The sequence below is a fragment of the Pseudomonas sp. WS 5021 genome (assembly GCF_012985535.1).
Lineage (GTDB): Bacteria > Pseudomonadota > Gammaproteobacteria > Pseudomonadales > Pseudomonadaceae > Aquipseudomonas.
In genome coordinates, this window is sequence record NZ_JAAQWP010000008.1 from 153,588 (window position 1) to 174,752 (window position 21,165).

The following is a 21,165-nucleotide window of genomic DNA, read 5'->3' on the forward strand; positions in this document are numbered from 1 at the left end:
CACGAAGGAGTTGTTGCCCGTGGAAAGAAGAATTGTTGCTGGCGCCAAAACCCATGTTTCTCCTCTCTCTCTTGCGATTCGTCTGGGTGTCCTCGGGCTGGTGGCAGGCCTGGCGAGCCCCGAGGCGTTGGCGGCGTGCTCGCCGGCGAACCCGGGCGTAAACGCGGTGGTTACCTGTACCGGAGCGCCAAGCCTGCCCCTGACGCCGGTCAACAACTTTTCCAGTTCGACCAATGGCCTGCAGGTCACCGTCGATGCCGCAGCGCGGATGAACACTGTGCTGGGCACGGTATTGAGCTTGACGGGTAGCGGTATAACGCTGACTAACCTGGGGGTGATTGATCCGGCGTTCCTGTTGCCCCTCAGCGCCTTGACCAGTGGCGTGGTGATTGGCAACGCTTCAACCTCAGGCAACGTATCGGTGACCAACAGCGGCACGATCAGAGGCACCATCCCATTGCTGGATGTGGCCTCGCTGCTGGGCGGCGCGGCGCTCAATATCACCAATGGTGCAAACTTCACCACCAACATCTATAACAGCGGCACTATCGGCGCTTCGAGCATTGGCGTATCGGTGCTGCAACCTGACGAAGCCCCTGTGGTGGTGGTGCAGGGCGGCTCCCGGGTCAATATGACCAACAGCGGCACGGTCACCGGCCGGATAGGCTTTGAAGCCTCGGGTGCCGCCGGCGGGGTTGGCAACTCGTTTATCAACGCAGGCACGCTCAATGGTGGGGTGTCCCTGGGCGCCGGGCGTGGGGGCAATACATTTACCGCGGTCACCGGGTCTGTGGTGAATGCCGGTACCGGGATCAGCCTGGGTGGACTGGTCAACGTCAATCTGTCGTTCGCGCCCTCCGGCAAGGTCGATGGCGGCGTGGGGGGGACCAACAATACCCTGGTCCTGGATAACCAACTGGCCGGGGTGAATGCTGTTATCCAGACCGGCACCGCATCCAGCAGTCAATACATCAACTTCAACAAACTGCTGATCAATGGCGGGACCTGGACCCTGCAAGGGGCGCTGGTCAACGGGTCGACGATACTCAATAGCGCCCTTGTGCAATTTGACAATAGCGCCGCGTTCGGCAGCGGCGTGCTGAACGTCAATGGCGGGACCCTGGCGGCCAGCACCGGTAACCTGAACGTGGCCAACAACGTGGTGATCGGTGCCGGTGGGCTCACGGTGCAGGGCACCAACGCTTTTGCCTTTGGCGGCAACCTTAGCGGCACGGGGGCCTTGCGCAAAAACGGTACGGCGGACCTGACCCTTAACACCACCAATACCTACAGCGGTGGCACCCAGTTGAACGCCGGTACTCTGGTGCTCGGGGCCACGGACGCGCTGGGCTCGGGCACCCTGACCGCCAGCGCCGGGACCAACCTGAGCACCGGCCCGCTGCTGGGCGCGGCGATTGCCCTGGCCAATGGCATCGACCTGCTGGGCAACCTGACCGTGATTGGCAGCAATGCGCTGACCCTGGGCGGGGTGATCGGTGGTAGCGGCGGCCTGGTCAAGGAAGGCAGCGGCGACCTGATTATCAGCGGCACCAACAGCTACCAGGGCAACACGGTGCTGAACCTCGGCAAATTGGTGGTGGGTGCCGACGGTGCACTGGGCGCCGGAGCGTTGAGCGCCGCCGCCGGCACCACTCTGGATGCCAATGCCACGGCGAGCCTGACCAACCAGGTCAGTCTCAACGGCGCGGTGACCGTGGGCGGGACCGCAGACTTGACGCTCACCGGGCCGATTATCGGGGGCGGCAGCCTGACCAAGAATGGCGGCGCCACCCTGAACCTCTCCGGCAACAACCTTTTCCTCGGTGGCCTGAACCTCAACGCTGGTACGTTGAAAGTGGGCAGCAATACAGCGCTGGGGTCGGGCAATTTGACCGTGAGTGGCGCCTCGAGCCTGGACAGCAGTGCCGCGGTGGCCCTGGTCAATAACATTGTGCTCAACGCCGGCTTGACCGTGGCGGGCAGCAACGCCCTGACTCTGGACGGTGCGCTCAGCGGCACCGGCACGCTGACCAAAGCGGGCACGGCCAACCTGACCCTCAATGGGATCAACACGTTCCAGGCGGGCACGCTGCTCAATGGCGGCCGCCTGACCCTGGGGAATGCCGCAGCCCTGGGCGGCGGTGCGTTGACCGTGGGTGGCGCGGCGAGCCTGGACAACAGCGCGGCGTTTACCTTGGGCAATAACATCACGCTCAATGCCGACCTGGCCCTGGCCGGCACCAATAACCTGACCCTGGGCGGGGTGATCAGTGGCGCCGGTGGCCTGACCAAAAATGGCACGGCCGACCTGACCCTGAGCGGCAACAACACCTTTACCGGCGCACTGAACATCCTTGGCGGTAGCGTGTTCGCCAGCAGCGCCGCGGCCCTCGGTGGCAACAGCGGGCTGAACATTGGCGCCGGCGCCAGCCTCAACCTGGCCGGCAATGGCGTGCTCGGCGGCTTGAGCGGCGCTGGCGTTATCGACGTGGGCTTGAACAACAGCCTCACCGTAGGCGGTGCCAATACCAGCAGCACATTTGGCGGCAGCCTCACAGGCAGCGGCAGTTTGATCAAAGTCGGCGGCGGCCAGCTCGAGCTGACCGGCATCAACAGCCTCAGCGGCAATACCCAGGTCAACGCCGGCATCTTGAAGGTGAGCAATACCCTGGGCAGCGCCATTGTCGACGTGAATGCCGGGGGCACCCTGACCGGTGGCGGATCGCTGCTGGGAGCACTGAACATCAACAGCGGCGGCCACTTGGCCTTGAACAGCGCGGATACGCTGTCTACCGGCTCGCTGGTGGTGGGCAGCGGTGCCAACCTCGACGTCAGCCTTGGTGCGCCGTCCCCGACGCCGCTGCTCAGCGTCAATGGCAGTGTGAGCCTGGATGGCAACCTGAATGTCAGCAATGGCGGGGCCTTTGGTGCCGGTATCTACCGTTTGATCAACTACACCGGCAGCCTGGCCGGGCAGGGCCTGACAGTGACGGGCGTGCCCCAGGGCTTCAACCTGGGCGATGTGCTGGTAGATATCGCCACGGCCAACCAGGTGAACGTGGTGGTGTCGGTGGCCAACATGCTGTTCTGGGACGGCAGCCAGACCACCGGCAACGGCACGGTCGAAGGTGGCAATGGCACCTGGAGCGTTGGCGCCAGCAACTGGACCGCCATCGGCGGCACGCCCAACTCGGCCTGGGCCGGCGGCTTTGCAGTGTTCACAGGGACTGCGGGGACGGTCAGCGTGGACGGCACGCAGCAGTTCACCGGCCTGCAATTTGCCAGCGACGGCTACAACGTCGTGGGCGGTGCTGCGGGGCAACTGACGGCGGTCAACGGCAGCGCCGGCAATACGGCGATCCGTGTCGATCCAACCCTCACCGCGACCCTGGGCGTGAATATCGACGGCGCCGGCAAACTGGCCAAGCTCGACAGCGGCACCCTGGTGCTCAATGGCAACAACAGCTACACCGGCGGCACTGCCCTTGAGCGTGGGGCGCTGGTGGTGGGCAGTAACACCGCGCTGGGCGGCGGCCTGCTGAGCACGGCCGCGGGCACCACACTCTCCAGCAATAAAACCGTGGCCCTGGGCAATGACCTGGCCCTGGCTGGCAACCTCAACGTCACTGGCAGCAATGCCCTGGCCTTGAATGGCGTGATCAGTGGCGCCGGCGGCCTGGTCAAGAGCGGCACCTCGCAGCTCACGTTGGGCGGTGTGAACACCTACCTCGGGCCCACCGCGCTGAACGCCGGTGGCCTGATCCTGGCGAGCAGTGGCGCCTTGGGCAATGGTGCGTTGAATGCGGCGGGCGGCACGACCCTGGACAGCAGCACCGCGGTCAGTGTCGGCAATGCCCTTAACCTGGGAGGCAACCTGAGCATTGGCGGTAGCGCCGACTTGACCCTGGGCGGGGTGATTAGTGGCAGCGGCAGCCTGACCAAGGAGGGCGCGGCCAACCTGACCCTCAATGGCCTCAACAACTACCAGGGCGGCCTCACCCTCAATGCGGGCACCCTGACCCTGGGCACTGCGGCGGCACTGGGTACGGGCGGGCTGACCGTGACGGGCAATTCGACCCTGGCCAGCAGCACGCCACTGGTCTTGGCCAACGACTTGACCGTCAACGCCGGCCTGAGCGTGGGCGCCAGCAATAACCTGACGCTGGCTGGTGTGCTGGCCGGCAATGGCAGCCTGATCAAGACCGGTACTTCAGACCTGACGCTGGCGGGCAACAACACCTTCAGCGGCCTGCTGGATATCCAGGCGGGCAGCCTCACCACCGTCGGCAACGGTGCGCTGGGTACCAACAGCGCGATCAACCTGGCGACCGGCACTGCCTTGAACCTGGGCAGTTCCGCCAGCCTGGGCAACCTCACCGGCGCCGGTACTGCGCTGGTCGGCCTCGGCAATACCTTGAGCCTGGGCGCCAACAATGGGAACGGCACTTTTGGTGGGGTTCTTGCCGGCCTGGGCAACGTCGACAAACTTGGCAGCGGCACGCTCACCCTGGCCGGGGTCAGTACGCTGGCAGGCAATACCCAGGTCAGCGCGGGCACCTTGAACGTCAACGGCCAACTGGCCAGCGCCGGGGTCAATGTGAACAGCGGCGCGACCCTCGGCGGCAGCGGGACCTTGCTGGGCACGGTGAATGTTGCCGATGGCGGCCACCTGGCCGTGAAGTCCGGCAGCCTACTGACCACCGGCGCCCTGGTGCTGGGGGCCAACGCCAACCTGGATGCCGGCCTCGGCGCGCCGTCCACGGGCGGCACCGAGCTGCTGCGGGTGTTGGGCAACCTGACCCTGGATGGCACCCTCAACATCAGTGATACCGGTGGCTTTGGCGCCGGGATCTATCGCCTGATCAACTACACCGGCGTGTTGACCAACAATGGCGTGCTCCTGGGCAGCCTGCCCGGTGGCGTCCTGCCTGGCAGCCTCGACCTGCAAACGGCGATTGGCAACCAGATCAACCTGCTGGTCAATGGCAACACCAACGTGCAGTTCTGGGATGGTAGCCAACTGGTGGGCAACGGCACCATCGAAGGCGGCAACGGCACCTGGAACGCGGCGTCGAGCAATTGGACCGAGCTCAACGGTAGCTTCAACCTGGGCTGGGCACCCAACAGCCTGGCGGTGTTCCAGGGCACGGCGGGCACCGTCACCGTGGACGGCGCGCAGGCGGTCACGGGCCTGCAATTTGTCACCGATGGCTACAACCTGGTGGGCGGTACGGCAGGCGGCCTGACCCTGTTCAATGGCGCCGGCGGCAACACCGCAGTGCGGGTCGATCCCACTGTCACCGCAACCCTGGATGTGAACCTCAGCGGCGGCGGCACCCTGGCCAAGCTGGACAGCGGCACCCTGGTGCTCAATGGCAGCAACACCTTCACCGGCGGCACGGCGCTGAACGGCGGCAGCCTGATCGTCGGCAATAACAGTGCCCTGGGCACGGGCCTGCTGACCGCCGCCACCGGCACCACCCTGGACAGCAACACAGCGCTCGCGCTGACCAATGACGTGGTTCTCAATGGCAGCCTGGCCATTGGCGGCAGCAATGCCCTGATCCTGGCGGGCACTGTCAGCGGCGCCGGCAGCCTGATCAAAAACGGCATCGCCAGCCTGACCTTGAGTGGCAGTAATACCTACCAGGGGCCTACCACCCTGAATGCCGGCGGTTTGATCCTGGCCTCCAGCAGCGCCCTGGGCGCAGGCGCGTTGAACAGCAGCGCCGGGACCACCCTCGACACCACCGCTGCAGTGACCCTCGCCAATGCTCTGAACCTGAGCGGCAACCTGGGTATCCTCGGCACGTCGGACCTGACCCTCAATGGCCCAGTCAACGGTGCCGGCGGGCTGATCAAAAGCGGTAGCGGCAACCTGACCCTCGCCGGTGGCAACGGCTATGTCGGCGGTACCCAACTCAACGCCGGCAGCCTGACCGTCGGTACGGGCAGCGCCCTGGGCGCAGGCGCCTTGCTGGTCAACGGCCCGGCGACCCTGGACAGCAGCGCGAATGTGACCCTGGGCAATGCGCTGACCCTCAATGGCACGCTGACAGTGGCCGGCAGCAACGGCCTGACCCTCGGCGGGATCGTCGACGGCGCCGCGCAGTTGATCAAGAACGGCGGGGCCAACCTCAGCCTCAATGGGGCCAACAGCTACGGCGGCGGTACGTTGCTCAACGCCGGTACGCTCACCCTCGGCAGCAACACTGCGCTGGGCAGCGGTACCCTGAGCGTGGGCGGTGCGGCCACCCTGGATAACAGCGCACCGCTGGTGCTGGCCAATGCCATTGACCTCAATGCCGACCTCACCGTCGCCGGTAGCCACGACCTGAACCTGGCCGGCGTAGTGGCCGGCAATGGCGCACTGATCAAAAACGGCACGGCGGGCCTGACCCTCAGCGGCAATAACCTGCTGAGCGGCCCGTTGGCGGTGCTGGGGGGCAGCCTGACCACCGTCGGCTCCGGCGCCTTGGGCAACACCTCCGGGGTCACCGTGGGCAGCGGCGCCACCCTCAACCTGGGCAGCAGCGCCACACTCAACACCCTGGCCGGCAACGGTGCACTGCAAGTGGCGGCGGGCAATACGCTGACCGTCGGCGGCACTAACACCTTCGGCGGTAGCCTGGGCGGCAGCGGTGCCCTGGATAAAGTCGGCACCGGCACCCTCAACCTCACCGGCAACAGCGGCCTGACCGGCGCTACCAGCGTCACGGGCGGCACGCTCAACGTGGCGGGCAGCCTGGCCAGCAGCAGCGTGACGGTCAACAACGGCGCGACCTTGAGCGGCGGCGGCAGCTTGGCCGGTGCGGTGACGGTGGCCGATGGCGGCCACCTGGGCCTGAGCAGCGCCAGTGCGCTGACCGTGGGTTCGCTGGTGCTGGGGGGCAATGCCAACCTGGATGTCGGCCTTGGCGTACCGGTAGTCGGTGGCGGCAGCGGGCTGCTGAATGTCGGCGGTGACCTGGTCCTGGATGGCAACCTCAATGTCAGTGATCTCGGTGGTTTTGGCACTGGGGTCTACAACCTCATCAACTACGCCGGGGCCCTGACCAATAACGGCCTGACCCTCGGGACTCTGCCCTCAAGCGTGACTGCCGATGACCTGCAACTGCAAACCGCGATCAGCAACAAGGTCAACCTGGTGGTCATCGCGCCCAACACCACCGTGCAGTTCTGGGACGGCGGCCAATTGATCGGCAACGGCGCCATCGACGGCGGCAACGGCACCTGGGGCAACGGCACCAATTGGGCGAATGTCGACGGCAGCCTCAACCAGAGCTGGAACGACAAGTTTGCGGTGTTCCAGGGCGCGGCTGGCACGGTCACGGTGGACGGCAGCCAAAGCCTGACGGGCATGCAGTTCGTCAGCGACGGCTACAACCTGGTGGCCGGTACCGCTGGCCAGTTGAACCTGGTGAACGGCGGCACTGGCAACACCGCCGTGCGGGTCGACCCCAACGTCACTGCCACCCTCGGTGTAAGCCTCAATGGCAGTGGCACCCTGGCCAAACTGGACAGCGGCACCCTGGTGCTCAACGCCGCCAATGGCTACACCGGGGGTACCGCTCTGAACGGCGGCACCCTGGTGGTGGGCAACAACAATGCCCTGGGCAGCGGCGTATTGACCGCCGCCAACGGCACCACCCTGGCCAGCAACATTGCTGTGACCCTGGGCAATAACGCGCTGCTCAACGGTGCGATGACCGTGGGCGGGGCCAGTGCCTTGACCCTGGATGGCGTGGTCAGCGGCAATGGCAGCCTGGTGAAAACCGGCGCATCCAGCCTGACCCTCAATGGCGTCAACACCTACAGCGGCGGCACCAGCTTCAATGCCGGGCAACTGACGCTGGGCAACAATGCGGCACTGGGCAGTGGCGCCCTGAGCGTGGGCGGCGCGGCGCAGTTGGATGGCAGCAGCGCCCTGCAACTGGCTAATGCCATTGCCCTGGGTGGTCAGTTGACGCTGTTGGGCAGCCATGACCTGACCTTGAGTGGCGCGCTCAGCGGCACCGCCAGCCTGGTGAAAAACGGCAACGGTGCGCTGTTGCTCACCGGCAGCAACAGCTATGGCGGTGGGACAATTCTCAATGGCGGCAGCACCACCGGTAGCACCAGCAGCCTGCAAGGGGCGATAGCCAATAACGCGGCGCTGACCTTCGAGCAAAATGCCGATGGCACCTACACCGGCAACCTCACTGGTAGCGGCTCGCTGACCAAGACCGGCAGCGGTGATCTGCTGCTGACCGGCAACAACAGCTTCACCGGTAGCACCAACGTCACGGCCGGTGGCCTGCTGGTCAACGGCACCTTGAACAGTGCCGCCGTCCAGGTCGCCAGCGGCGCCTCCCTGGGCGGTAGCGGGCAATTGGCGGGGGCGGTGAGCATGGCTGACGGCTCGACCCTCACGGCCGGAACTGCGACGCCGCTGTCCGTGGGTGCCCTGGCCTTGTCAGCGGGGACCAGCCTGGACTTCGCCCTCGGCGCACCGGGCGCATCGACCACGGTGGTCAACGTGGCCGGCAACCTGACCCTGGATGGCACCCTTAACATCAGCGACGCAGGAGGGTTTGGCGTTGGCGTCTACCAACTGTTCCGCTACGGCGGCAGCCTGACCGATAACGGCCTGCTGCTGGGCAACTTGCCAGGCGCGATTGTGCCGGGCGCGCTGAGCCTGCAAACGGCGCTGGCCAACCAGCTCAACCTGCTGGTGCAAACCGCGCCTGGGCAAATCCAGTTCTGGAACGGCACCACCACCAGCCCTGACGGCACGGTACATGGCGGTAGCGGCACCTGGGGCCCCGGCACCAACTGGACCGACCCGACCGGCACCCAAGGCCAGGCCTCGAACAACCAGTTTGCCGTGTTCGGCGGGCAGGGCGGGACCGTCACCGTGGCGGGCAATCAGAGCTTCACCGGCCTGCAAGTGTTGGACAGTGGCTACACGCTGGTCGCCGGCACGGGCGGCAGCCTCAGCCCCACCAATGCCGCAGACGGCAGCCTGGCGACGGTGCGTATCAATGCCGGCGTGACCACCGAGGTCTCGGCGCCCCTGGTGGGTAGCGGTGGGATCAACAAAACCGACGCGGGCACCTTGTTGCTGACCGGCGCCAACACCTACAGCGGCGGGACCACCGTCAGCGGGGGGACGCTGGCCGGGAACACCGGCAGCCTGCAAGGGGCAATCACCAACAACGCCAACCTGCTGTTCCAGCAAGACAGCAATGGCCAGTTCAACGGCACGCTGACCGGTACCGGCACTGTGGTCAAACAGGGCAACGGCAGCCTGTTGCTGACTGGCAACCAGCCGTTGAGCGGTGCAGTGGCCGTCAACCAGGGCCTGCTGCAAGTGGGCAATGCCAGCAACCCGGGGACTGTGCTCGGCGGCCAGGTGACTGTGGCCAATGGCGCGGGCCTGAGTGGCAACGGCAGTGTCGGCTCGCTGGTCAACCATGGCGTGGTCACTCCCGACAGCGGCAAACTCAGCGTCGCCGGGAACTTCACCAACGCTGCCGACGGCACTCTCAACCTGGTGATCACCCCATCGGTGGCCAGTTCCCTGGCGGTCGGCGGCAGCGCGAACCTGGCGGGCAGCCTGAATGTGCTCAACCTGGTCCCTTACACCGGGCCCACCACCTACACCCTGTTGACGGCTGGCGGTGGCGTGACCGGCACCTTTACCAACACCAACCTGCAGAACCTGGCGTTCCTCGATACGGCCCTCAACTACAGCCCGAACCAGGTAGCGTTGGCCGTGAGCCGCAACACCACCAGCTTCGCCAGCGTGGCGGCCACCGGCAACCAGCGGGCCGTGGCCACGGCCTTGGGCAGCGGCGTGGCAGTGGGCGGCAGTGCCGTACAAAACGCCTTGCTCACCGGCGATGCAGCCAATGCCCGCGCAGCGTTCGACAGCCTGTCGGGGGAAATCCACGCCAGCACCGCCAGCGCCTTGCTCGAGGATTCGCGCTACGTGCGTGACGCGGTCAACGAGCGCATGCGCCAACCGGGCTGCTACCGCCAGGACGATCCACGCAACAGCCTGGCACCCAGCGAAAACCGCCTGAGCAGCGCCGGGTGCCACGGCGAAATGGTCGGCTGGATGCGCGTCCTCGGCACCTGGGGCCACCTGGGCGGCGACAGCAACACCGCGCGCCTGGATCGCAACCTCAGCGGCTTCCTGCTGGGCACCGACAAGCAACTGGATGATGCCTGGCGCGCCGGTATCGCTGCTGGCTATACCCGCAGTGACCTGGACGCCAAGCGCCGCAACGCCAGTGCCGACATCGACAGCTACCACCTGATGGCCTACACCGCGTATCAGCAGGAGGCCTTCGCCGCACGCATGGGCATGGGTTACACCTGGCACGACATCGAAAGCAAACGTGACGTGGCCGTGGGCACCGAGGGTCAGCGCCTGAAAGCCGACTACAAGGCGCGCAGTGCGCAAGTGTTCGGTGAAGTCGGGTACACCGTGGAGGCCGGCGGCCTGGCCGTGGAACCGTTCGCGGGCCTGGCCTACGTCAACTACGCAAGCGACACCCTCAAGGAAAAAGGCGGTTCGGCCGCCCTCAAAGGGGATGCCGACCAGGACATCACGTTCTCCACCCTTGGCGTGCGCCTGGGTAAAACCATCGCCCTGGGCAACGGTTCGAGCATCACCCCACGGGGCAGCATCGGTTGGCGCCATGCCTTTGGTGACACCCAGCCGGATGCCGACCTGAGCTTTATCAATGGCGGCGCGTCCTTCAGCACTCAAGGCGTGCCGATTGCCAAGGACAGCGCGGTGGTGGAGGCGGGCGTCGATTACCAGATCAGCCCTAACGGCAAACTGGGACTGGGCTACTCGGGCCAGTTGTCACGCAACGACAAGGACCATGGGATGACCATCAGTTTCTCCCTCGGCTTCTGATCAAGGCCGGGTTCTTCAAGCCGCCCGCGAGGGCGGTTTTTTTTGCATTAAAGCTGGGTGTGTGCCCATGACCCCCGCGGCCTCGCGCCGATTCTTGCTACTATCGCGCTGCGTTTTCACCAGGAGCCAGCGCCTCATGCAACACCAGTGGGACCAAATGCACCGTACCCGCAAGCCTTCGTTCGTACTGTGCGGCGCGCCCCAGGGGCCGGTGCTCAATCTCTATGTCCATGGTTATTCCGCGTTTTTCAACCCGCAACAACTGGCCAATTTCCAGGCGCAACTGGCGGGGATCGAAGGTTCGACCAACGTGATGCTGTTCTGGCCGGCCGGGCACTTCCTGGAAAACCTGTTCGCCCCCTTCAAGGACATCATCGCCTCGATGCTCGGCGGCGGGACCCTGGGCGCGGCGACCGTGGGCCTGGGCAAGGCGGTGGGCTATTTTCTCGATCACTACAAAAGTGTCGAGGCGCGGGTGGACGAAGTGGCCAGGACGCTGTTGGCGGAACTGGCCAACTACCTGCATGCCGAGTCGATCGAGGTGCGCCAGATCAACCTGATCGGCCATTCCCTGGGCGCTCGCCTGCTGGTCAAGAGCCTGCTGGCCAGCCCGGAGCTGGCCCGGGAGCTGCCGCTCAATCACCTGTTGTTGATGGGCGGCGCGATTTGCACGTCCAGCCCCTGGGAGCAGGTGTCGGCACCGCTCAAGGGGCGGGTGATCAACTGCCATTCCAGCAAGGACTGGGCCCTGGCGCTCAAGCCGGATACCGAGCGCTGCATCGGCCGCTATGCCATTCCCCTGACCCCATCGCTCAAGGGCAAGGTGACCAACGTGCATCTGGTCACCTTCGACCACGCCGCCTACTGGCCGCAGTTGCAGACCGTGGTGCAGTACACCGACTTGCTGCACGAGCGCCGGGGCATGATCCGTGCGGACCAGCGCAGTGCCCAGGTGCGCTTTGCCGAAGAGGACGTGGACCTGTTCCCGGTGCTGCTCCAGGCACGGGCGCCGGAGTTGCAGTTCCTCGCCGAGTTGATGGCCGCCAAGCGCAGTGCGACCATCGCTGCGGATGTACGTGACCCATTGCAGTTGGCCATCGAGTTGCAGCGCATGGGCGGTGACAGCTTCATGAACCTGGCCCGTGGGCACGGTGTGAGTTATCGCCAATTGGCCCAGGACGTGGCCTTGCGCGTCGGCATCAAGTTTGACCAGCCCCTCGACAGCGTGGCCCTGGTGAGCCTGGAAGAACGGGTCGCCGAGACCCTGATCGAGCAGTACAAGGACAAACTCAGCCTGGCCGACCGCCAGGTGTTCGAGGCTGAACTGCGGGCGGCGGCGCAAAAGGAGCAGGGGTTTTTCCACCGTTTCGATGTCGGCCGTTCGGCCACCACCGCCTTGAGCGGTACAGCGCTGGCCGGGTTGACCGGGTTTATCGTGCGGCGCGGCGCGGCCACGGCGATTCCGGTGGTGGGGCAGGCGTTGGCGGCGGCGATGTTGCTGGTGAGCGGGGTGCGCGCGTTTTCCGGGCCGGCGTATTCCATCACGACCCTGGCGGTGCTGGTGCTGGGGGTGATTCGCCAGCGCATGGAACGCGAGGCGCTGAATCAGGAAATGGACCTGGTGGTGCAGGTGGTCGAGGCGTTCGATCTGCCCCGTGAAACGCTGATGCGCACGGTCTCGCCTGACTGCTAAGCTGCGGGCTTGTCCTGTGTGTCTGCCTGGTACCCCGCGTGAAATTCAGCCTGCCGAAAATTGCTACCGCGCCGTTCTGCCCACCGGAAGTGGCGGGCACTATCCCCGTCGATCCCCGCGCATCGTTCTTCAAACGGGTCGTGCAGTTTGCCGGCCCCGGCCTGCTGATTTCCATCGGCTACATGGACCCCGGCAACTGGGCCACGGCCATCGAGGCCGGGTCGCGCTATGGCTATAGCCTGTTGTTTGTGGTGTTGCTCGCCAGCCTGGCGGGGATGGCGGTGCAGTGCCTGTGTTCGCGCCTGGGCATCGCCACTGGCAAGGACCTGGCGCAGTTGTGCCGCGAACGCTACAGCCGGCGTTCAGCGCGCACGCAATGGGTGCTGGCGGAAATCTCGATCATTGCCACCGACCTCGCCGAAGTCCTCGGCTGCGCCCTGGCGTTCCACCTGTTGCTGGGGGTATCGCTGACCACCGGGATTGTCATCACCGCGTTTGACACGCTGCTGATCCTGGCCCTGCAAAACCGCGGCTTCCGGCGCCTGGAAGCGATCATGCTGGCGTTGGTGGCGACCATCGGGGTGTGTTTTTTTGTCGAGCTGGTGTTGATCAAACCGTATTGGCCGGACGTCTTGCGCGGTTTCACGCCGTCGCTCTCGGCGATCAGCGATGCCGCGCCGCTGTACCTGGCCATCGGCATCCTCGGGGCCACCGTGATGCCGCATAACCTGTACCTGCACACGTCCATCGTGCAGACCCGCTTGTTCGGCAAGGACCTGGCCAGCCGCCAGGACGCGGTCAAGCTGGCGCGTATCGACACCATCGGCTCCCTGGCCCTGGCCTTGCTGGTCAACGCCGCGATCCTGGTGCTGGCCGCCGCGGCCTTCCACCAGAGCGGTCATACCGAGGTCGTGGAAATCCAGGACGCCTACCACCTGCTGGACCCGCTGGTGGGCGGTGCCTTCGCCAGTATCCTGTTCGGCATTGCCTTGCTGGCGTCCGGGCAAAGCTCGACCTTCACCGGCACCATCGCCGGCCAGGTGATCATGGAGGGTTACCTCAACCTGCGCATTCCCTGCTGGCAACGCCGCCTGATCACCCGTGGCCTGGCGCTGATTCCGGCGTTCCTCGGGGTGTGGTTGATGGGCGACCAGGCCATTGGCAAGTTGCTGATCCTCAGCCAGGTGGTGCTCAGCCTGCAACTGCCGTTTGCCCTGTACCCGCTGATCCGCATGACCGGCGACCGGCAATTGATGGGGCCGTTCGTCAATCGCCTGCCCACCAGGATCCTGGCCTGGAGCCTGTTCACCGTGATCAGCGGCGCCAACGCCTGGCTGATCGGCCAGTGGCTGTTCTGAGTCAGCGGTCCCAGTAGGGCACGCTGCCAAAACGCTCGACAAAAAAGTCGATGACCGTGCGCACCTTCACCGACAACCGCCGGCTGCCGGGCCACAGCGCGGCAATCTGCTGCGGCTCCAGGGTGGTCGCCACTTCGTAATCGCTCAGTACCGCCTGTAAGCGCCCGGCGCGCAGGCTGTCGCCGATCAGCCAGGAGGGGAACACCACGAACCCCAGGCCTTGTTCGGCGGCGCGTGCCAGGGTGTCGGCGTGGTTGCCGGTGATCGGGCCCTTGACTGTATAGGGCGTCCAGTCGTCCTGGGCGCGGCGGAAGAACCAACGCTGCTGGCCGTTCACGCCCTTGTACGCCAGGCACTGATGATTGCGCAGCTCATCGGGATGGCGCGGCGTGCCAAAGCGCGCCAGGTACTCGGGGCTGGCGGCGATGCGGTAGCGCTGGGGCGCGAAAATGCGCGCCTGCATTCCCGAATCGTTGAGCACACCGATACGGAACAACAGGTCGGCGCCTTCCTGCAAGGGGTCGACGTAGGTGTCGGTCTGCTGGATGTCCAGTTGCAGCTTGGGATATCGCTGGCACAACTCCGCCAGCCAGGGCGACAGGTGCCGTTGGCCGAACACCATGGGCGCATTGATGCGCACCAGGCCGCTGGGTTCGCTTTCCTGTTCTTGCAGGGCCTGCCCGGCCTCTTCCAGTTGTTGCAGCATCAGGCGCGCATGATGCCCGAGCAGGCGCCCGGCTTCCGTGGGGCTGACGGCGCGGGTGTGCCGATAGAGCAATTGCTGGCTCAGGGCCTGTTCCATCAACTGGATCTGCCGGGAGATGGAAGAGGGCGCCAGGCCTTCGCGGCGTGCGACCTCGGAGAAACTGCCGTGGTCCAGCACCGCCACGAACAGGCGCAGCGCCTTGAAACTCAACTCATTGAAGCCCTGCATGGGCCCTCCGTGCTGTGCGATTTACGCAAAGGTGTTGTCTGCATGCTCCCATTTATCGCACAGATGGGCCAGCGGATAATGCGCGTCATTGTTTAATCTGACGTGTAGGTGGTGTATGCAAACTTCTTCTCTCGAGGCCGCGGCCCAGGCCCGGCCGAAAAACCGTCTGGGGCTGCTGCTGTTGCCGCTGGTGATCCTGGCAGGCATGGGCCTGTCGGTGGAGGCGGGCCTGTTGGGGCCGCTGGGTGCCCAGGTGGGGCACTTATGGGCGACCTTGAGCATCTTCGCGGTGGGCACGGCAATCTTGCTGCTGCTCCTGCTGTTCAGCGGCCCGCAAAAAGGTCCGGCCCTCAATGAACTGCCGCGCTGGCAGTTGATCGGGGGCTTCCTGGGGCCGATGTATGTGGTGGTACTGACCCTGGCCACGCCCCATATCGGCATTGCCATGACCATGATCGCGATCCTCTGCGGCCAGGTCGGCAAGAGCGTGCTGATCGACCACTTCGGTTGGTTCGGCACCGCCCGCAAGCGGGTCAATGGCGAACGCTGGGTTGCCCTGCTGTTGATTGTGATAGCCCTTGTTTTGATTGCGCGAGGTTAAGGCGATGAATCTGATTGCATTGTTGGTGCTGGTGGTTGCCGCCGGCGCGGTGTTGAGTGTGCAAGCGGCGATCAATGGGCGCCTGGGGCAAACCGTCGGCGTGCTGCGCAGCAGCCTGGTGACGTTCTCGGTGGGCACGCTGGTGACCGGCCTGCTGATCCTGTTTTTTGAGCCGGCCCAGGCCGTCAGCCTGCTCGAGGTGCCCAAGTGGCAGCTGACCGGGGCGCTGTTCGGTGTGGTGTACATGATGGTGATGGTCGGCGCGGTGCCGATCGTGGGCACGGCGGTGGCGACGGTGGCGGTGATCGTCGGCCAATTGGCCATGGGCATGCTGATCGACAACTTCGGCTGGATGGGCAACACGGCCATCGAACTGTCCGGCAGCCGGGTGCTGGCGATGCTGTGCCTGGTGCTGGCCCTGGTGTTCATGTATCGCAGCAGCACGCGCCAGGCTGATTAACGGCGCTGAACCAAGGGCAGCGGCCCGCAGTCACTGCTAAAGGTGCCGGCATTCGCTGCACCGGGACGACCAAAAAAAGGAGTCTGATCATGCCAGATCCAACCTGTGCCTGCCCGCATTGCAAATGTGTACTGGGGCAGAACGCTGTGACCAAAGACGGCAAGGGCTATTGCTGCCAGGGTTGTGCCGATCACCATGCCCATGGTGAACCGTGCGAGTCGGCCACCGGCTGCGAGTGTGCCAAGTCGGCCCACGGCTGAGCGGCCAATAGCGCCAACACCGCCAGGCAGCGTAAGCTGCCTGACTTTTTCCCAGTCGTGGAGTTATATCGTGGCCAAAGCTGCTGCTGTCATTGAAATCCCGGTGTCGGCCGATCAAGTCTGGCAACTGGTCGGTGGGTTCAACTCGTTGCCCGATTGGCTGCCGCTGATTGCCAAGAGCGAGCCGGGCGAAGGCGGGCGCGTGCGGCACCTGCAAACCGTGGATGGCGCGGTGGTGGTCGAGCACTTGCAGACCTTCGATAACGTTGCGCGCACCTACAGCTACACCCTCAGCGAATCGCCGTTTCCGGTCAGTGCCTATCTGGCGACATTGCAGGTTGAAGCGCTGGGTGAGCATTCGGCCAAGGTCACCTGGTCGGGTGTGTTCACTCCGGTTGCGGGCGTGACGGATGCTGAGGTTGAAGAGCTGTTCAGCGGCGTCTACACCGGCGGCGTCGAGGCCCTGCGCAAGAACTTCCCGGCCTGATCGGCCACTATCGCCGGCCAGCCGGCGCCTACAGTGGCGTGTGTGTGCGGCAGTCCAGGGTCAGTCGCGCGCCCCCACGCTCGCTGCTGCCAACTTCCAGACGGAAGCCATGCAGGTTGATGATCGCCGCCACAATCGACAGGCCCAGGCCAAAGCTGCCCTGTTGGTTAACCTCATCGACCCGGTAGAAACGCTGGAACACCGCCGCCCGTTCCGCTTCGGGAATCCCAGGGCCGCTGTCCAGGACTTCGATGCGCGTGCTGCCAGCAACGTCGATCCCGCGCAGAATCACCTCGCCGCCCGGCGGGGTGAACTTGATCGAATTACTCAGCAGGTTGGCCAGGGCCTCGAACAGCAGTGCGCGGTCACCGGTAATCGGTGGCAATGCTTCGGGGACTTGCAGCAGCAGTTCCAACTGACCTTCTTCCGCCAGGGGCAGGTAGAAGTCATGGAGTTCCTGGAGCAACGGCAGGGGATCGAAGACCAGGAAGCCGGAGCGTCGTTGACGGTCCTCCAGCTCGGAAATACGCAGCAAACCGCGAAAACGCGCCATCAGCGTGTCGGTCTCGCTGATCACTGCATCGAGCTGCAGGGCCAGGGGGGACTCCTCGCTGGCCTGTTGCTTGATCCGGTACAACTGTGCGCGCAAGCGGGTCAGTGGGGTGCGCAGGTCGTGGGCAATGTTGTCGCACACGCCCTTGACCTCGTTCATCAGTTTTTCAATGCGCTCAAGCATGGCGTTGACGATGGCGGCGAGCATGTCCAGTTCGTCGCGGCGATTGGACAGCGGCAGGCGGTGGGTCAGGTCGCCGGCGACGATGGCTTCGGCGCTGGCCTGGATCCCGCGAATCCGCCGCAACGGGCGCCGGCGTAGCAGATGCCAGCCGGCGACGCCGGGGATGATGGTCAGGGAGATTGCCCAGAGCAGGGCCTGCAGGATGATCCTTGTCACGCCCAGCAATGAACCGTTATCGCGCACCAGCACCAGCCAGCGGCCATCCTGGGTATGGGTCGCCACCGCGTCGCAACTGCCCCGGGGCAGTTTCGGGTCATCCGATTCGATGCAGTTGGCCAAGGCATGGATGCGCCCGTCCAGGGGCAGGCCTGGGGGGATTTGCTGGAGCGGGCCGCTGAGGGGGCGCTGTTGGCCATCGAACAAGCCATAGGCGTCAATGCCCTTCATATCGAAGGTCATGCTGGTGGCCAGGGCTTCATCCAGTTGCGCGCCTTCGAAGCGCTGGAACAGATGCTGGCGCTGCATCAGCGAATGGCGCGACAGGTCGCCCAGGTAACCCGAGACTTCGTAGTACAGCACCCCCATGAGGATGCAACTCCAGGCCACGAACAGCGAACTGTACAGGGCCAGCAGGCGGCTGCTGGACGAGCGCCAGCCGTTAGACGGGTTCAGCAATGACATAGCCCGAACCTCGTACCGTGCGGATCAGTGGCGTCAGGCCCGGCGGGTCGATTTTTTTGCGCAGGCGGCCAATGTGCACGTCGATCAGGTTGGTGCCCGGGTCGAAGTGATAACCCCAGACTTCCTCGAAGATCATCATCCGCGAGAGGATTTGCCCGGTGTTGCGCATCAGGAATTCCAGCAGCTTGTACTCGGTGGGCAGCAGGCTCAGGGGTTGGTCGGCGCGACTGGCTTCGCGACTGATCAGGTTCAGTTCCAGGTCGGCCACGCGCAGCGCGGTTTGCGCGGCCTTGAGCGCATTGTTACGGCGCAGCAGCACCTCGACCCGCGCGGCCATCTCGTCGGAGGCAAAGGGTTTGGTCAAGTAATCATCGCCACCGGCCCGCAGGCCGCGCACCCGTTCATCCACGTCGGAGAGGGCGCTGATCATCAGGATCGGCGTCGACACGCCGAGGGTGCGCAAGGTGGTGACGATGGCCAGGCCATCGAGCTCCGGGAGCATACGGTCGAGGGTGATCAGGTCGTAGTCGCCACTGACTGCCCGCGTCAGGCCTTCGCGGCCGTTGTCGACCCAGTCCACGTCCAGTCCATGACTGCTCAGCTCGGCGACGATCTCGCGAGCCGTCACGGCGTCGTCTTCGATGGTCAAAATGCGGGTCATAAGGGTTACCTGGTCACACGGGAGTGGGGGGCATTTTGCCAAGAAATGATAGCGAGGTTTCTAAAAGAAAATTCATGTAGGCCTCGGTCAATGTGGGAGCGGGCTTGCCCTAAGCCAGTCAGTTAAACGCAGATCCCCTGTGGGAGCGGGCTTGCTCGCGAAAGCGGCAGGTCAGTCAACATCAATGTTTGCTGGGCCGACGTCTTCGCGGCGATGCGCCGATCCGACAAGCCCGCTCCCACAAGGTTGGCGGATGGCCCGGGAATGCATAACGCCCGCCACTTAACCTACGTTCTTGCAAGTTGCATGATCCTAGGAAGTTCAACTTACTTATCTCATTGAAATTAATAGGTTTTTATTTTAACGGCGACTGGCACGCCGCCTGCACTGTCCTTTCCGACAGATGTAACACCATTTTTCAATGCCTGGAGCACAACAACAATGATGACATCCTCATCCACTTTGCAAGAGTCGAGCACGCTCTCCGGGGTTTCCTGGGGGGCGATCTTTGCCGGGGCCGCAGCTGCCGCTGCGTTATCCCTGGTCCTGGTGTTGCTGGGCTTCGGCCTGGGGTTTTCGGCGGTGTCGCCGTGGGCCGACAGCGGCATCAGCGCCAAGGGCCTGGGCATTTCCACGATTGTCTGGCTGGCCTTTACCCAGATTGTCGCGGCGGGGCTGGGCGGATATATCGCCGGCCGGCTGCGGGTCAAATGGGCCAATATGCATGGCGATGAGGTGTACTTTCGCGACACCGCCCACGGCTTTCTGTCCTGGGCCGTGGCCACGCTGGTGACCGCGACCCTGGTGGTCGGCTCGGTCAGCAGCATTGTCGGCGGCGGTGTGCAGGCCGGTGCGAGCGTGGTTTCGGGTGCCGCCAGCGGCTTGACCCAGGCTGCCGGCAACGCGGCCAATGGCGATGACTTCGGCTACTACGTCGACAGCCTGTTCCGCGATGATCGCCCGGCCGCTGCCAGTGACGATGCGGTGCATGGCGTGGTGGCGCGGATTTTCGCCCGCACCCTGGGCAACGACGGCCAGTTGGCGCCGCAAGACCGTACTTACCTGGCGCAGTTGATCAGCCAGCGCACCAACCTCAGCCAGGCCGATGCCGAGCGGCGTGTCGACCAGGTCTACGGTGATGCCCGCAAAGCCCTGGAAGATGCCAAGTTGAAGGCCAAACAGGCCGCCGATACCGCCAGCAAGATCGCCGCGGTGACCTCGCTGTGGACCTTCGTCGCGCTGTTGCTCGGTGCCTTCTTCGCCAGTTTCGCCGCGACCTTCGGCGGTCGCCGCCGGGATGCCGTGGTGTATCTGGAAACCATTCGTTAATTCAAGGAGAACGTCATGCGCTCATTACTGCTGTGGTTCCTCGGTGTGCCGATCCCGGTCATTATCCTGATCGCGATCTTCATGCACTAACCCGCGTACCCGCTTGATCAAGGCCGCTCCTGCATGGCAGGGGCGGCCTTTTTATCAGTCGTCAAACCCCACCTGTTCGTGAATCTCATCGACCTTCAACTCCAGCCGGTACGCCACCGCAATAAACAGCGCCTGGCACAGGCACAGCGTGGCACTGAGCGAGCGGAACGCAAACGAGGAACCTTCATTGACCAGCAACACCGTGTTGGCGCGCTTGGCCAGCGGTGACAGGTTGCTGTCGGTGATGATCAGCGTCTTGGCCTGGTGATGCTGGGCGATACGCAGGCAGTGTTGGGTTTCCTTGCCGTAGGGCGTGAAGCTGATGGCGATCACCAGGTCATTGGCGCGCACGCTGCGCATCTGCTCGCGATAGCTGCCACCCAGGCCCGAGACCAGGTGGATGCGCTTGTTGGTGTGCTGCAGGTTGTAGACCAGGTAGTCGGCCACCGCAAAAGAGCGGCGCACCCCGACCACGTAGATATTGTCGGCGTTGACCACCAGGTCCACGGCTTTCTCGAAGGCTGCGTCGTCCAGTTCCAGGCCCAAGCGCTCGATGCCGGACAGTGTGGCATTCACGCATTCACGGGCGAGGTCGCCAGCGCTGGCTTTCTGCGACTTGTTGGCGATCATGCTGCGGATGCGCTGCTGGTAGTTCTGCACCGGCGTGGTCTTGTGGGTATACGCCTCGCGAAACAGCGCCTGCATCTCACTGAACCCGCTGAACCCAAAGCGCTGGGAAAACCGCACGATGGCCGAAGGATGGACTTCGCATTCCCGGGCGATGTCGCTGATGCGGTCGACCATGATCCGATCGCTCTGCTGGCTCATGTAGCTGGCGATGCGCTTGAGCTGGCGGGGCAGGCTTTCGTATTCATCGGTGATCAGCTGCAACAGACGCTCGGCATTGATCGGAGGGCTGGCGAGCATCTCGGCGGGAGCCTGCTGATCGGAGCGGGACATAGG

The 21,165-nt window shown here is 64.5% G+C and carries 12 protein-coding genes; 8 read left to right on the forward strand and 4 right to left on the reverse strand.

Going from position 1 to position 21,165, the window contains the following annotated elements; all coding sequences use genetic code 11:
• Nucleotides 1-19: 19 nt before the first annotated feature.
• The 3 genes from HBO19_RS23600 (at nt 20) to HBO19_RS23610 (ending at nt 13,963) form a co-directional block, all read left to right on the forward strand.
• A complete protein-coding gene (locus HBO19_RS23600) occupies nt 20-10,912 on the forward strand; it encodes an autotransporter-associated beta strand repeat-containing protein (protein ID WP_346266509.1) in 10,893 nt (3,630 codons plus the stop codon).
• Between the two features lie 136 nt (nt 10,913-11,048).
• The gene (locus tag HBO19_RS23605) at nt 11,049-12,605 is read left to right on the forward strand and encodes a DUF726 domain-containing protein (RefSeq protein WP_169954743.1); all 1,557 of its coding nucleotides are present in this window, start codon (nt 11,049-11,051) and stop codon (nt 12,603-12,605) included.
• A gap of 38 nt (nt 12,606-12,643) precedes the next feature.
• Entirely contained in the window at nt 12,644-13,963 is a 1,320-nt protein-coding gene (locus tag HBO19_RS23610; protein ID WP_169954742.1) for an Nramp family divalent metal transporter, read from the forward strand.
• A gap of 1 nt (nt 13,964) precedes the next feature.
• Here HBO19_RS23610 and HBO19_RS23615 read toward each other — a convergent pair whose 3' ends face one another.
• Nucleotides 13,965-14,897, reverse strand: a complete 933-nt coding sequence (locus HBO19_RS23615) for a LysR family transcriptional regulator (protein WP_170043730.1) — start codon at nt 14,895-14,897, stop codon at nt 13,965-13,967.
• Nucleotides 14,898-15,012: 115 nt separating this feature from the next.
• On the opposite strand from HBO19_RS23615, the gene HBO19_RS23620 reads away from it, so the two are divergent.
• From HBO19_RS23620 to HBO19_RS23635, 4 genes are all read left to right on the forward strand, one after another.
• Complete coding sequence (locus HBO19_RS23620; RefSeq protein ID WP_169954740.1) at nt 15,013-15,498, forward strand: DMT family transporter; 486 nt, start codon at nt 15,013-15,015, stop codon at nt 15,496-15,498.
• 4 nt (nt 15,499-15,502) lie between these two features.
• Nucleotides 15,503-15,958 (forward strand): DMT family transporter, encoded by a 456-nt coding sequence (locus HBO19_RS23625; RefSeq protein WP_169954739.1) that lies wholly within the window; start codon nt 15,503-15,505, stop codon nt 15,956-15,958.
• Between the two features lie 89 nt (nt 15,959-16,047).
• On the forward strand, nt 16,048-16,218 hold the full coding sequence (locus HBO19_RS23630) for a metallothionein (RefSeq protein ID WP_169954738.1): 171 nt from the start codon (nt 16,048-16,050) through the stop codon (nt 16,216-16,218).
• Between the two features lie 70 nt (nt 16,219-16,288).
• Nucleotides 16,289-16,705 carry an SRPBCC family protein gene (locus tag HBO19_RS23635; RefSeq protein WP_169954737.1) on the forward strand — a complete coding sequence of 139 codons (417 nt, stop codon included), beginning with the start codon at nt 16,289-16,291 and terminating at the stop codon, nt 16,703-16,705.
• Nucleotides 16,706-16,733: 28 nt separating this feature from the next.
• On the opposite strand, the gene HBO19_RS23640 is transcribed toward HBO19_RS23635, so the two are convergent.
• A complete protein-coding gene (locus HBO19_RS23640) occupies nt 16,734-18,122 on the reverse strand; it encodes a HAMP domain-containing sensor histidine kinase (RefSeq protein ID WP_169954736.1) in 1,389 nt (462 codons plus the stop codon).
• Entirely contained in the window at nt 18,100-18,783 is a 684-nt protein-coding gene (locus HBO19_RS23645; RefSeq protein WP_169954735.1) for a response regulator transcription factor, read from the reverse strand. Before HBO19_RS23645 ends, HBO19_RS23640 begins: the two co-directional genes overlap by 23 nt.
• Before the next feature lie 441 nt (nt 18,784-19,224).
• Between HBO19_RS23645 and HBO19_RS23650 the strand changes: the two genes are divergently transcribed.
• Nucleotides 19,225-20,112 carry a hypothetical protein gene (locus HBO19_RS23650; RefSeq protein ID WP_169954734.1) on the forward strand — a complete coding sequence of 296 codons (888 nt, stop codon included), beginning with the start codon at nt 19,225-19,227 and terminating at the stop codon, nt 20,110-20,112.
• A 144-nt stretch (nt 20,113-20,256) separates the two neighbouring features.
• Here HBO19_RS23650 and HBO19_RS23655 read toward each other — a convergent pair whose 3' ends face one another.
• Nucleotides 20,257-21,162 (reverse strand): MurR/RpiR family transcriptional regulator, encoded by a 906-nt coding sequence (locus tag HBO19_RS23655; protein WP_169954733.1) that lies wholly within the window; start codon nt 21,160-21,162, stop codon nt 20,257-20,259.
• Nucleotides 21,163-21,165 lie beyond the last annotated feature (3 nt).

Coding starts and splice junctions, on each gene's coding strand:
- HBO19_RS23645 (WP_169954735.1), bottom strand. CDS start 18,783: ATGACCCGCATTTTGACCATCGAAGACGACGCCGTGACGGCTCGCGAG.
- HBO19_RS23650 (WP_169954734.1), top strand. CDS start 19,225: ATGATGACATCCTCATCCACTTTGCAAGAGTCGAGCACGCTCTCCGGG.
- HBO19_RS23625 (WP_169954739.1), top strand. CDS start 15,503: ATGAATCTGATTGCATTGTTGGTGCTGGTGGTTGCCGCCGGCGCGGTG.
- HBO19_RS23605 (WP_169954743.1), top strand. CDS start 11,049: ATGCAACACCAGTGGGACCAAATGCACCGTACCCGCAAGCCTTCGTTC.
- HBO19_RS23640 (WP_169954736.1), bottom strand. CDS start 18,122: ATGTCATTGCTGAACCCGTCTAACGGCTGGCGCTCGTCCAGCAGCCGC.
- HBO19_RS23630 (WP_169954738.1), top strand. CDS start 16,048: ATGCCAGATCCAACCTGTGCCTGCCCGCATTGCAAATGTGTACTGGGG.
- HBO19_RS23615 (WP_170043730.1), bottom strand. CDS start 14,897: ATGCAGGGCTTCAATGAGTTGAGTTTCAAGGCGCTGCGCCTGTTCGTG.
- HBO19_RS23655 (WP_169954733.1), bottom strand. CDS start 21,162: ATGTCCCGCTCCGATCAGCAGGCTCCCGCCGAGATGCTCGCCAGCCCT.
- HBO19_RS23620 (WP_169954740.1), top strand. CDS start 15,013: ATGCAAACTTCTTCTCTCGAGGCCGCGGCCCAGGCCCGGCCGAAAAAC.